Here is a 12,284-nt window from a genome sequence, read left to right as displayed (position 1 = left end):
TTTGATATGTATCCAATTAGATTTGAAAATCTTTATTATAATAAAATTTGGGGTGGAAGAGATTTTGAAAATTTTAGAGATAATATGCCAGAGGGGGAGATTGGTGAAAGCTGGGATATAGCTTGCCATCCAAATGGTATTGGAATTGTAGCCAATGGGGAGCTTAAAGGAAAAAGATTTGATGAAATAATTTCAGAATTTGGTCATGATTTAGTTGGTTCAAAAGTAAGCACAGAAAAGTTTCCATTATTAGTTAAACTTATAAATTCAAAAGAAAAATTATCTGTACAAGTTCACCCTGGTGATGAATATGCAAAGAGAGTTGAAAATGAATTTGGAAAGACTGAGGCTTGGTATGTTGTTGATGCAAAACCAGGAGCTAAGTTAATTGTTGGAACAAAAAATTGTAATAAAGCTACTTTTGCAAAAGCTATAGAAGAAGGTAAATCAGAAGATTATCTAAATGTAATTGAAGTTAAAAAAGGTGATTGCTTCTTAATAAATAGTGGACTTGTTCATGCTATATGTGAAGGATTAATAATAGCTGAAATTCAACAAAATTCAGATGTTACTTATAGAGTTTATGATTACGGAAGACCAAGAGAAATTCATGTTGAAAAATCACTTGATGTAATAAACTTTGATTTAGCAGCAGAAAATTTATCAAATCATGAGATTGTTGAGTTTGAAGGATTCTCTAAAATTAATTTTTGTGAAAATGAATATTTTGGAATGCAAAAATTTAATATTAAAAAAGAATGGACAGACTGTAGCAATGAAGAAAAATTCTTTATTTTAACTTGTGTTGATGGAAAAGGAACAATCGAAGGAAAAGAATTCTCTGAAGAAATTAAAATGGGAGATAGCTACTTAATTCCAGCAAAATTGGGGAATTATTCTGTTAAAGGTGAATTAGAAGTAATAAAAAGTTATCCTATGTAAAAGAGATGTTATTAATTATTTATCACAGATATTAAAAAAATATTGTAAAGAAAAGTTATTGATATATATAAATTTAAATACTATAGAATTATAAAAAATAGTTAAACTTGATATCCATTAAGTTTAACTATTTTTATATATTTTTTAGAAAAAGAAAATTGTATTTTAGATAGGATTAATATACTATAGGTGAGTATTATAAGAATATAATAATATTATTATTAATATAATAGTACAAATATTAATTAAGGTAGGTTATAATGGCTAGGACATATGCGTATTCAGCAGACTTCGATAAAGAAGTGGAACGATTGTTCAAAGATGCTAAAGTTTTAGGGGAAGGGCATAATGGAATTGTTTATGAAGTACCTGGAAATAGGGCTATAAAAATATTTACAGATAAAAATGTTTGTAGAAGTGAAGCAGAAATATTATACAAAGTAAAAAAATCTAAATATTTCCCCAAAATATATAAAAATGGAGATTATTATATATTAAGGGATATGGTAAATGGAAAGAGATTAGATGATTATATAGAAGAAAATGGATTAAGTCAGCAGTTAATATATAATCTTTACAGATTAATAAATGAATTTAAGGCTTTAAAATTTACAAAATTAGATGCTAGATGTAGAGATATATATGTAGATAAAGCTGAAAGGTTAATGGTTATTGATCCTAAGCAGTGTTATAGAAGAAAAGTTGATTATCCAAGGCATTTGATGAAAGGTCTTGATGGAGTAGGTGTTTTAGAAGAGTTTTTAAAAGGCATATATATAATAGATAGAAGAAAGGCAACAGAGTGGGAGCAAAAAATTAATCAATATTATGCAAAAGAGTATTAATAAAAAGTAAGGTGGTGAATGGAAAATAAATATCTATTTGCTATCTTATTTTTTATTTTAATAAGTGAATATTATTCATTTTTACTGTAAAAAATAAGTAGGTAGATGGTAAAGAAAAAAATAAATATTTCATTTATTGCTAAATTTAAGGAGGATATAAAATGAAAAATTTTGTTGAAATTGTTGATGTAGTAGCAAGACAAATACTAGATTCAAGATGTTTTCCAACTGTAGAGGTAGAAGTTTATCTAGAAGATGGTACAATTGGTAGAGCTGCAGTTCCATCAGGAGCATCAACAGGGATTTATGAGGCTGTTGAATTAAGAGATGGAAATAAGGATTATTATATGGGTAAAGGAGTTTTAAAGGCTGTTGAAAATGTTAATGATACAATAGCTGAAGAACTTATTGGATGTAATGTTTTTGATCAAACATATATTGATAAAATGTTAATTGAACTTGATGGAAGCAATAATAAAGGAAAATTAGGAGCTAATGCAATATTAGGTGTTTCCTTAGCAGTTGCACAAGCAGCAGCTAACTATTTAGGACTTCCTCTATATCAATATGTAGGAGGAGTAAATGCGAAAGTTCTTCCAGTACCTATGATGAATATTATAAATGGTGGATCTCATGCTGATAACTCTGTTGATTTACAAGAGTTCATGGTTATGCCAGTTGGATTTGATTCTTTTGATAAAGCTGTTCAGGCTTGTGCAGAAGTTTATCATGCATTAAAGAAAACTTTAAATGATAAAGGATATTCAACAGGGGTTGGAGATGAAGGTGGATTTGCACCTAATTTAAAGAGTAATGCAGAAGCTATTGAAGTTATATTAGAAGCTATTAAGAAGGCTGGATATGAACCAGGAAAAGATATATTTATAGCAATAGATGCTGCATCATCTGAATATTATAAAGATGGTAAATATGTATTAGAACATGAAGGAAAGAGCTTAACTGCTGCTGAAATGGTTGATTTCTTTGAAGATTGGGTAAATAAATATCCTATTATTTCTATTGAAGATGGTATGGCAGAAGAAGATTGGGAAGGTTGGAAATTACTTACTGATAGATTAGGTAAGAAAGTTCAATTAGTTGGAGATGACTTATTTGTAACTAATACTCAAAGATTAGAAGATGGTATTTATAGAGGAGTTGCAAATTCAATTCTTATTAAATTAAATCAAATTGGTACATTAACAGAAACATTAAATGCTATAGAAATGGCAAATAGAGCAGGATATACAGCTGTTATATCTCATAGAAGTGGTGAAACAGAAGATACTACAATAGCAGATTTAGTTGTTGCAGTTAATGCAGGTCAAATTAAGACTGGTGCACCAGCAAGAAGTGAAAGAGTTGCTAAATATAATCAATTAATTAGAATAGCAGAAGAACTTGATGATGTTGCAGAATATAGAGGAAGAAAAGCATTCTTTAACATAAAGGAACAATAAAAAATTAATAGTTAAAAATAAAGGATCGTGCAAATTTAGCACGGTCTTTTTATATATTACAAAATTGTAATAACTATGTAATATTAATCGATATGTTATAAAAAATTTTTTATATAAAATTAATTAAGAAAAAGTAATGAGTTTTAAATATGAAGTAATTTAATAAAATCTTAATAAATTAAGCATTCTATATAAGTAAATATTAAGATTTGAATTAAATAAATATTAAGATTTACTATTTATAATTAATTTATAGTAAAAAGTTGGGGGAAATAAAATGAATGTATTAATTTTAACAGGAAAATTCGGAATGGGACATTATTCTGTATCAGAAGCAATAAATGAAGAAATAAAAAGTAAGTGTTCAGATATTAATGTAGATATAGTAGATATATTAGAATATTTAATGCCAAAAACAAGTAAGGTTATTTATAGTAGTTTTAATGTATTAGTTACAAAATGGTCGAATTTATATAATTTTATAAATAGTAATAATGAAGACTATAATATTAAAACTTTTAATTATTTATTTGTAAATAAAATAGATAAGTTATTTTTAGAGTATAAACCTGACTTAGTTATATCTACATTACCAATAAGCTCACAATATATTTCAAAATATAAATCCATTAAGAAATTAAATATTCCTTTATTTACATTCATAACTGATATTTCTAGTCATAGTGAATGGATTTACAAAAATACAGATTTTTATTGTGTTGGAGATTATAGTATAAAAGAAGATTTAATTAAAAAAGGTATTGATGAAGAGAAAATATTTGTTACCGGAATTCCGGTTAAGCAACAATTTAAAAATAATACTGTATCACTTCATAAAAATAGATTAAAAGAGGTTTTAATTATGGGTGGAGGCTTAGGTTTAATTCCCTTTAAAGAAGAGGTATTTGAATCACTTAATAATGAAAGAAATATAAAAACAACAATTATAACGGGAAATAATAAAAAAATGTATGACTATATTAAAGGGAAAGTATAAAAATATAGTTGTAGTTGGATATACAGATACAATAAGCGAGTATATGAAAAAAGCAGATTTAATAATATCAAAGTCAGGTGGAATAACTTTATTTGAAGCAATTCATAGTGAAGTACCTATTTATGTTATAGAACCTTTTTTAGTACAAGAAATTAAAAATGCACAATATATTGAAAGAGAAAAAATAGGTAAAGTTATTTGGAAAAAGAATTTTTATATAGAAAAAGACATTATAGAATTAATAAATAATGATGTAGCTGTTTTAGAAATGAAACGTAATATGAAGAAAATTAAAGAGAAACTAAGACAAGAAGAGATTATAAATATTATAGAAAAGTTTAAGAGGGGAGCTTAGTAATGGGATTTGTAGTTATTATAGCAATTAGTATATTGGCATATAGCGTTTTTCCAACCTTTTATTTTAAATTTAAAGGTACGTCTATTGCTAATGAGGTTAAAAGTGAAAAGTTTTTATCCTTAACTTTTGATGATGGACCAGATGAAAAATATACAGAAAAACTTTTGGATTTACTTAAAAGATATAATATAAAAGCTACATTTTTTGTTGTTGCTAAGTTTGCAGAAAAAAATAGTAGCATTATAAAGCGTATGGAAGAAGAAGGACACACTATAGGACTTCATTCTTTAGAACATCAAAATGGTTTAATAAGAGGTCCTTTATATACAAATAAAGATTTTGAAGAGAGTATAAAAATCTTTAAGAATTTAAAGATTTCAGTTAAGTCATTTAGACCACCGTGGGGTCATCTCAATTTAACAACATTAGTTAATTTGAAGAAATATAACTTAAGTTTAGTACTTTGGGATGTAATAATTGGTGACTGGAAAAGTGATATAAGTTCAGATGAAATATCAAAACGATTATTAAATGAAACAAAAAATAAAAGTATTATCTGTTTACATGATGGAAGAGGTAAAAATGAAGCTCCTCTTAGAACAATTGAAGCTTTAGAAAAAACATTGCCTATATGGCTTGAAGAAGGATATGAGTTTATCACAATAGGAGAACTGTATGAGTAATAATATAACCCCAAAAGATATTTTTAAAAATAGTATATTTTTTATAGCGTTAATTTCAGTTACATTTTTTATTTTATTTAAAGACAGTAGTGTAAGTAATATATTAATTTCACTAAAGTCTGTAAATTTATTTTATATATTTATAGGAATTATTTGTATGTTTATATTCATAATTTGTGAAGGAATAAATATTAGACGAATGCTAAAAATATTTTCATATGATATAAGTGTTTTTCAAGGATTAAAATATTCATTTGTAGGTTTCTTTTTTAGTTCCATAACTCCATCAGCTTCAGGAGGACAACCTATGCAAGTTTATTATATGAAGAGAGACAACATTAATATTTCACATTCTTCGCTTGTATTACTTATGGAGCTTGCTAGTTTTCAAATTGTTACAGTAACTATTGCAGTAATAGGTATTATAGCTAATTTAGATTTTATTATGAACTTAAATTACACAATGAGGATTCTTATTTTTTTAGGATTGTTAATTAATTTGTTAATTCTTTGCTTTATTATTTTAGCTATATTTTCGAAAAAATTTACAATGAAATTAGCGGAATTATTTTTAAGATTAATAAGTATACTGAAATTTATAGATGTTGAAAAGATTAGAAAACAAGTAAAAGAACAAATAAGTCAATACCAACAAGGAGCAATACTAATTATAGAAAATAAATATATTTTTATAAAAGTACTTTTAATAACTATTATTCAAATAGGAGCAATGTATAGTATAACTTTTTTTGTGTATAAAGCATTTGGCCTTGATGATTTTTCATTCTTTACAGTTTTTTTAATACAAGCAATATTGTTTATTTCTGTTTCTGCAATTCCTCTTCCTGGAGCTGTTGGAACAAGTGAAGGTAGTTTTTTAACTTTATTTAAAACACTTTTTCCATCAAGTTCATTAAGCTCAGCAATGTTACTTAGTAGAGGGATTAGTTTTTATCTGTTTGTAATAATAAGTGGAATTGTTGTAGCTAGCATAAGATTATTAAAAAGCAAGTCTAGCATTAAGTGTAGCAAAGGTAGTTTAACCAATGAAAAAATTATATAAAATTATAATTTGAGCTTATTAATATTATCTATAGGATACTTAAAATATATTAAATTTATTTAGTAAAATCTTAATGTAATATTTTGATATTTACAGAAGAATGGCCTAGAAAATTATGGAGTTATTTGTAAATAATCTTGTAATAGTAGGATTATTATGTTATGATAATTTCATATGAGTATGCTTGAAAGTATAGAGTGGGAGGTGTAACCGTGAAAAATGTATTATTTGTTTTAGAAGCGGTTTTAGGATTAATAGTTGTAGTGTCAATATTAATGCAAAAAAGTAAAGCTGATGCTTTAAGTGGGTTAATTCAAGGAAGTAAGAGTGAAACATTCTTTACAAAAAACAAAGCTAAGACAAAAGAAGCAATGTTAGTTAAGTTAACAATAGTTTCAATGCTTCTATTTGCAATAAACACAGTAGTTTTAAATATAGTTTAATATAATTATTACTTAGGCCACTATATAAAATAGTGGTCTTTTTTTAGTGATTTACTAAAATTTTGAGAATACTATTATAGTAGGGAAATTATTTTAAGCGCTGTGTGTTGAATAAAAAAACATACATGTGGTACTATAATAAATAGTGTGTATAAGAAAATAATGGATAAAGACAATAAATTAAATTAATCGGAGGAAATTACATGAAAATAAAAGACACCTTACTCAGCTTTATGAGGGAAGAGGCATATAGACCTATGGATATTCAAGAACTAGTTACAGTTTTTGATATAAATCCAGATGAATATAAATCATTTAAAAGAGCCTTAAAGGTTATGGAGTTAGAAGGGTTAATTATTAGAACAAAAAAAGATAAATTTGCACTTCCTGAAAGATTAGGACTTATAAAAGGGAAACTTCAGGCGCATCAAAAAGGATTTGGTTTCTTAATTCCAGAAGAAGAAGGAGAAAAGGATGTTTTTATTCCAAGTTCATTTATTAATGGTGCTATGAATAACGATAGGGTACTTGTGCAAATTACTAGAGATGATATTAATGGGAAGAAGAGAGAAGGAGAAGTTGTAGAAGTACTTGAGAGAGCTAATACTAGAATTATAGGTGTTTATGAAGATAGTAGAAACTTTGGGTTTGTTGTTCCAGAGGATTCTAGATTAAATCAAGATATATTTATTTCAAAGAAAGATAAAAATGGAGCAAAGCATGGTGATGTAGTTATTGCGGAAGTAACTAAATGGCCAGAAAAGAGAAGAAGTCCTGAAGGAATAGTTAAAGAAGTGCTTGGAAAAAAAGGTGAAAAAGGATTAGATATTTTAACTATAATTAAAAAACATGGTCTTCCAGAAGAGTTTCCACCAAAGGTTTTAGCTTATGCTGAAGGAATTTCAGAAGAAATAGAAGAAAAAGAAATAGAGAGAAGAAAAGATATTAGAAATCTTAGAATGGTAACAATAGATGGAGAAGATGCAAAGGATCTTGATGATGCTGTTTCTATTGAAAAATTAGATAATGGTAGATATAAGTTAGGAGTTCATATTGCAGATGTTACTCATTATGTTAAAGAAAAAAATCCGCTAGATAAAGAAGCGTTAAAAAGAGGAACTTCAGTTTATTTAATAGATAGAGTTATACCAATGCTTCCAAGGAAGCTTTCAAATGGCATATGTTCACTTAATCCTAAGGTTGATAGATTAGCATTAAGTTGCTTTATGACTATTGATAACAATGGTAAAGTTTGTGACCATGAAATAGCTGAAACTGTTATTAGAACATCAGAAAGAATGACATATACAGATGTAACTAAAATACTTAGAGATAATGATGAGGAACTTATTAAGAAGTATGATTATTTAGTAGATGACTTTAAAACAATGCAAGAGCTTTGCTTAATACTTAGAAATAAGAGAATGAGAAGGGGCGCTATAGATTTTGATTTTGAAGAATCTAAAATAATCTTAAATGAAAATGGTAAACCAATTGATATAAAACCATATGAAAGAGAAATAGCAAATAGAATAATTGAAGAATTCATGCTTGTTTGTAATGAAACTATTGCTGAGCATATGTTCTGGACTAATTTACCTTTTGTATATAGAGTTCATGAAAATCCAGATGAAGAAAAATTACAAAAATTTAGGGACTTTATTTACAACTTAGGATATACAATGAAAGTAACACAAGATATTCATCCAAGAATTCTTCAAGAAGTACTAGAAAAGGTTAAAGGTAAGAAAGAAGAAACTGTAGTTAGTACTCTTTTATTAAGAAGTATGATGAAGGCAAAATATACACCAGAATGTTCTTCGCACTTTGGATTAGCAGCAACATATTATTGCCACTTTACATCACCAATTAGAAGATACCCTGATTTACAAATTCATAGAATAATAAAGGAATTCTTAAATGGTAAGATAGATGAAAAAAGAGCTGCCAAACTTGCACCAATAGTTGATATAGCTGCAAAGCAATCATCAGATATGGAACGACTTGCAGAGGAAGCAGAAAGAGAAGTTGATGATTTAAAGAAAGCTGAATATATGATGGATAGAATAGGTGAAGAATTTGAAGGAATTATATCATCTGTTACATCATTTGGTATATTTGTTGAACTTCCAAATACAGTAGAAGGACTTGTTCATATAACTGATTTAGATGATGACTATTATGTTTATGATGAGCAACATTTAATGCTTTTAGGTCAAAGAACTAAGAAAATTTATAGATTAGGTGATTCGGTTAAAGTAAAATGCTCTAGAGTTGATATAGATAACAGAGAAATTTTCTTTGATATACTTGAAAGTGAACAACATTTAGAAGAAATAGTGCCAAGCGAAGAGACAGCTTCAATAATTGCAGAAGTAAAAAAAGAGTTTGGAACTAAGATTGAAGATGAAGAAAAAACAGAGGAATCAATAGAACCAGAAGAAGAATTCAATGAATAAATTACTTAAGTTGTGATTTTAGTTATAAATTGATATAATTAAAAAAAACGTGTTAATAAAGAAGTGGGTGCGGATATGGCAAGAGTTAAGAATAGTAATTCTTTAGCTGAAAACAGAAAAGCTCGTCATGATTACTTTGTTGAAGAAACAATTGAAGCAGGGATTGCATTAGTTGGGACAGAGGTTAAGTCTATAAGAGGTGGAAAGTGTAATTTAAAGGATTGTTATGCTGATATTAAAAATGGTGAGGTATTTATTCTAAATATGCATATTAGTCCTTATGAGCAAGGAAATATATTTAATGTTGATCCTTTAAGAGAAAGAAAGCTTTTACTTCATAAGGAACAAATAGGAAGACTTGCAGGATTAGTTTCTAGAGATGGATACACATTAGTACCTCTATCTTTATATTTAAAAAATGGAAGAGTTAAAGTAGCTCTTGGTATTTGTAAAGGTAAGAAAAACTATGACAAGAGAGATTCTATGCTTGAAAAAGCACATAAAAGAGATATAGAGCGTCAAATGAAAGAAAGAAATAGATACTAATTTAAAGTATTATAAAATGAGATTATATCATCAATTTTGATATAATCTCATTTTTATATTGAGGCAAGAAGGTGTTAATAAGAAGATTTAATATTTTTTTCATTCCAACCAAAGTCGAATGGCATATTAACAGCATTTAAGCTATTGCAATTTATTAGAGGATAACCATTTGAATCAAAGCCAGAAATTACAGCCTTATGATCTGTAAATAGTGATTTTTCAAATCTTAAAATATCATCAACTTTCAAATTAGTAGGTGTTGAAAAGTTGCTATTTAAAGTTTTGGTATAAGGTAAGACTGTTTCAGTTAATGTAAATGTGTAATTATCTATTCCATCATCAAATACATCACAGTAGTAATCCTTATCGATTAAATATAAATCATCAAAATTTTCACTATAACTATATAGAGTTAATATATGGGGAATAGTTAGTGAAAATTCATTTTTTAATTTACCTTTATTATGAACATAAGTAAAAGTACATTGTTCATCCACATCTATTATAAATTTATTATCCTTCTGAGTGATACTATTTATAATTATAAAAGAGTTTATGGAAGTAAATAAAATACCACGCTCAATAGCCCAATCTCTTAAATAAGCAATTCTTTTAAATTCGTATATTAATGAATATCTACCATTGGAGCTAGAAGCTCTATAGTAGTTATATAAAGAAGATACATCTCCAGATAAGAAGCTGTTATTTCTTTTGGTAAAAGCTTCAGATAAAAATTTATTTATACTTTCTTCATAAGATTGTAAATTACTATTTTTAGGTAGTGAATTTTCAGTGTAATCTACAAAGGTATAAATAGAATCATTATTAGTAAGGAAAAAATTATTTTCAGTATAATCAATATAACTATGACCTTTAACAGTTCCTAGTGTATAAAAGAAATATATAAATAAAGAAATTATAAGGATATCATATATGAATACTAGAAAAAAATGTTTAAAGGTATATCTTACTTTAATATTTTTATCTTTAGAAAACATTCAATCACTCCTTGTAACTAAAACTTAAAGTAAATATGATATTAAAAACTTATAACAAATATAAGGTTTTATAAATTTAATATTTAATTAATATATATAAGGTATGGTTAGTATAGAAAATATACTAAGAAAATAATTCTAAATATAGTATTAACAATTAATAAATTTATTATTTACTAAAAATAGTAATAATATGATTGAAGTTGATTATTTAAGTATATACATTTTAAAGTTGAAATATTACAGTATATAAATTAGTATAGTATATGAATATGTTTTTAAGTGAAAACATTTAAACAATTATTAAGGAGAAGCGATAATGGCATTAAATATAATTGATATTGCAAAGTTAGCAGGGGTATCTAAATCAACAGTATCTAGATACTTAAATAATGGGTATGTTGGTGCTGAAGCTAGAGAAAAAATAAAAAAAGTGCTTGATGAAACAGGGTTTACTCCTCAGAGACAAGCAAAAGGAATGAGAACTAAAAAAACAAATTTAATAGGAGTAATAGTTCCTAAAATAAGTAGTGAAACTCCAGCAAGAGTAGTGGAGGGAATTACAGAAATTTTATCACCTAATAATTATGATATTTTAATTGCAAATACGAATCTTTCAATTGAAAAGGAATTAGAATATCTTAATATATTTAAGGCTAATCAAGTAGATGGAATTATCTTTATGGCAACTAAAGTAACTGAAAAACATATAAGTGTTATGAAAAACTTAGAAGTGCCTATTGTAGTTGTAGCTCAAGATATAGAGGGGTTTTCATCAGTATTCTTTAATGAATTTGATGCAACAAGAGATATAACAAATTGTATAATTGAAAAAGGTCATAAAAAGTTAGGCTATATTGGAGTTTATGAAGAAGATCAGGCTGTTGGTTTTGATAGACGAGAGGCATTTATAGAAACATTAAATGAAAAAAATATAGAAATAATTAATGAGAATATAAAAATAGGTGACTTTGCTGAAGAAAGTGGTTATAAATTAGCAAAGGAAATTATGGAAGGAAATAATCCACCTACTGCAATAGTTGCAGTGACTGATAATTTAGCATTAGGTGCAATAGAGTATTTAATTGATAATAATTACAGAGTTCCAGAAGATGTTGCAGTGGTTGGTATGGGAGATTCTAAAATATCAAGGGTTATTACCCCTAAACTTACAACAATTCACTATCATTATAAAACTGCAGGAAGAAAGTCGGCAGAAATAATGTTGGAATATCTTAATGAGAAAACAATACAAAAAGAAAAAATGGTAAAAAAAGTTAAAATAAATTGTTTACTAATAAAAAGAAATAGTGAAAAATCAAACTGTGAAAAGGTTTTAATGATTTATATATGGGAATGTTCCTATATATAAATCATTAAAAAAATATATAGGTTAAATAGAATAATACTGAAATGTATAATGTTTATTCAAAAATTACCAAGATAAAAATTTTAAGAAAGTGTAGACTTATATAAAATAAAGTTATATA

12 protein-coding genes are annotated in these 12,284 nt (G+C 26.6%); 11 read left to right on the top strand and 1 reads right to left on the bottom strand.

Annotation, left to right across the window (positions count from 1 at the left end; all coding sequences use genetic code 11):
* Positions 1-6 precede the first annotated feature (6 nt).
* From HMPREF0216_RS04460 to smpB, 10 genes are all read left to right on the top strand, one after another.
* Complete coding sequence (locus tag HMPREF0216_RS04460) at positions 7-942, top strand: type I phosphomannose isomerase catalytic subunit (RefSeq protein WP_005211657.1); 936 nt, start codon at positions 7-9, stop codon at positions 940-942.
* 260 nt (positions 943-1,202) lie between these two features.
* The gene (locus HMPREF0216_RS04455) at positions 1,203-1,787 is read left to right on the top strand and encodes a hypothetical protein (protein ID WP_005211655.1); all 585 of its coding nucleotides are present in this window, start codon (positions 1,203-1,205) and stop codon (positions 1,785-1,787) included.
* 161 nt (positions 1,788-1,948) lie between these two features.
* Entirely contained in the window at positions 1,949-3,247 is a 1,299-nt protein-coding gene (gene eno, locus HMPREF0216_RS04450; RefSeq protein ID WP_005211653.1) for a phosphopyruvate hydratase, read from the top strand.
* A 277-nt stretch (positions 3,248-3,524) separates the two neighbouring features.
* Complete coding sequence (locus HMPREF0216_RS04445; protein WP_005211651.1) at positions 3,525-4,244, top strand: MGDG synthase family glycosyltransferase; 720 nt, start codon at positions 3,525-3,527, stop codon at positions 4,242-4,244.
* Complete coding sequence (locus tag HMPREF0216_RS16700; RefSeq protein ID WP_005211649.1) at positions 4,219-4,599, top strand: glycosyltransferase; 381 nt, start codon at positions 4,219-4,221, stop codon at positions 4,597-4,599. Before HMPREF0216_RS04445 ends, HMPREF0216_RS16700 begins: the two co-directional genes overlap by 26 nt.
* A 2-nt stretch (positions 4,600-4,601) precedes the next feature.
* Positions 4,602-5,285 (top strand): polysaccharide deacetylase family protein, encoded by a 684-nt coding sequence (locus HMPREF0216_RS04435; protein ID WP_005211647.1) that lies wholly within the window; start codon positions 4,602-4,604, stop codon positions 5,283-5,285.
* Entirely contained in the window at positions 5,278-6,348 is a 1,071-nt protein-coding gene (locus HMPREF0216_RS04430; protein ID WP_005211645.1) for a lysylphosphatidylglycerol synthase transmembrane domain-containing protein, read from the top strand. Before HMPREF0216_RS04435 ends, HMPREF0216_RS04430 begins: the two co-directional genes overlap by 8 nt.
* A gap of 212 nt (positions 6,349-6,560) precedes the next feature.
* On the top strand, positions 6,561-6,791 hold the full coding sequence (gene secG / locus HMPREF0216_RS04425; RefSeq protein ID WP_040418853.1) for a preprotein translocase subunit SecG: 231 nt from the start codon (positions 6,561-6,563) through the stop codon (positions 6,789-6,791).
* A gap of 203 nt (positions 6,792-6,994) precedes the next feature.
* Complete coding sequence (gene rnr / locus HMPREF0216_RS04420; RefSeq protein WP_005211634.1) at positions 6,995-9,250, top strand: ribonuclease R; 2,256 nt, start codon at positions 6,995-6,997, stop codon at positions 9,248-9,250.
* Positions 9,251-9,325: 75 nt separating this feature from the next.
* Entirely contained in the window at positions 9,326-9,796 is a 471-nt protein-coding gene (gene smpB, locus HMPREF0216_RS04415) for an SsrA-binding protein SmpB (RefSeq protein WP_040418851.1), read from the top strand.
* Positions 9,797-9,870: 74 nt separating this feature from the next.
* Here the strand turns inward: smpB and HMPREF0216_RS04410 are convergent, their stop codons facing one another.
* Positions 9,871-10,794 carry an amidase domain-containing protein gene (locus HMPREF0216_RS04410; RefSeq protein ID WP_005211630.1) on the bottom strand — a complete coding sequence of 308 codons (924 nt, stop codon included), beginning with the start codon at positions 10,792-10,794 and terminating at the stop codon, positions 9,871-9,873.
* A 319-nt stretch (positions 10,795-11,113) separates the two neighbouring features.
* Here HMPREF0216_RS04410 and HMPREF0216_RS04405 point away from each other — a divergent pair, with 319 nt between their 5' ends.
* Positions 11,114-12,166, top strand: a complete 1,053-nt coding sequence (locus HMPREF0216_RS04405; RefSeq protein ID WP_005211628.1) for a LacI family DNA-binding transcriptional regulator — start codon at positions 11,114-11,116, stop codon at positions 12,164-12,166.
* Positions 12,167-12,284 lie beyond the last annotated feature (118 nt).

The organism is Clostridium celatum DSM 1785, from assembly GCF_000320405.1.
Classification (GTDB): Bacteria; Bacillota; Clostridia; order Clostridiales; family Clostridiaceae; genus Clostridium; species Clostridium celatum.
The sequence above is the reverse complement of the archived record's forward strand: the minus strand, read 5'-3'. Positions and strand labels throughout refer to the sequence as shown.

Coding starts and splice junctions, on each gene's coding strand:
- HMPREF0216_RS04460 (WP_005211657.1), top strand. CDS start 7: ATGTATCCAATTAGATTTGAAAATCTTTATTATAATAAAATTTGGGGT.
- HMPREF0216_RS04455 (WP_005211655.1), top strand. CDS start 1,203: ATGGCTAGGACATATGCGTATTCAGCAGACTTCGATAAAGAAGTGGAA.
- eno (WP_005211653.1), top strand. CDS start 1,949: ATGAAAAATTTTGTTGAAATTGTTGATGTAGTAGCAAGACAAATACTA.
- HMPREF0216_RS04445 (WP_005211651.1), top strand. CDS start 3,525: ATGAATGTATTAATTTTAACAGGAAAATTCGGAATGGGACATTATTCT.
- HMPREF0216_RS16700 (WP_005211649.1), top strand. CDS start 4,219: ATGACTATATTAAAGGGAAAGTATAAAAATATAGTTGTAGTTGGATAT.
- HMPREF0216_RS04435 (WP_005211647.1), top strand. CDS start 4,602: ATGGGATTTGTAGTTATTATAGCAATTAGTATATTGGCATATAGCGTT.
- HMPREF0216_RS04430 (WP_005211645.1), top strand. CDS start 5,278: ATGAGTAATAATATAACCCCAAAAGATATTTTTAAAAATAGTATATTT.
- rnr (WP_005211634.1), top strand. CDS start 6,995: ATGAAAATAAAAGACACCTTACTCAGCTTTATGAGGGAAGAGGCATAT.
- smpB (WP_040418851.1), top strand. CDS start 9,326: ATGGCAAGAGTTAAGAATAGTAATTCTTTAGCTGAAAACAGAAAAGCT.
- HMPREF0216_RS04410 (WP_005211630.1), bottom strand. CDS start 10,794: ATGTTTTCTAAAGATAAAAATATTAAAGTAAGATATACCTTTAAACAT.
- HMPREF0216_RS04405 (WP_005211628.1), top strand. CDS start 11,114: ATGGCATTAAATATAATTGATATTGCAAAGTTAGCAGGGGTATCTAAA.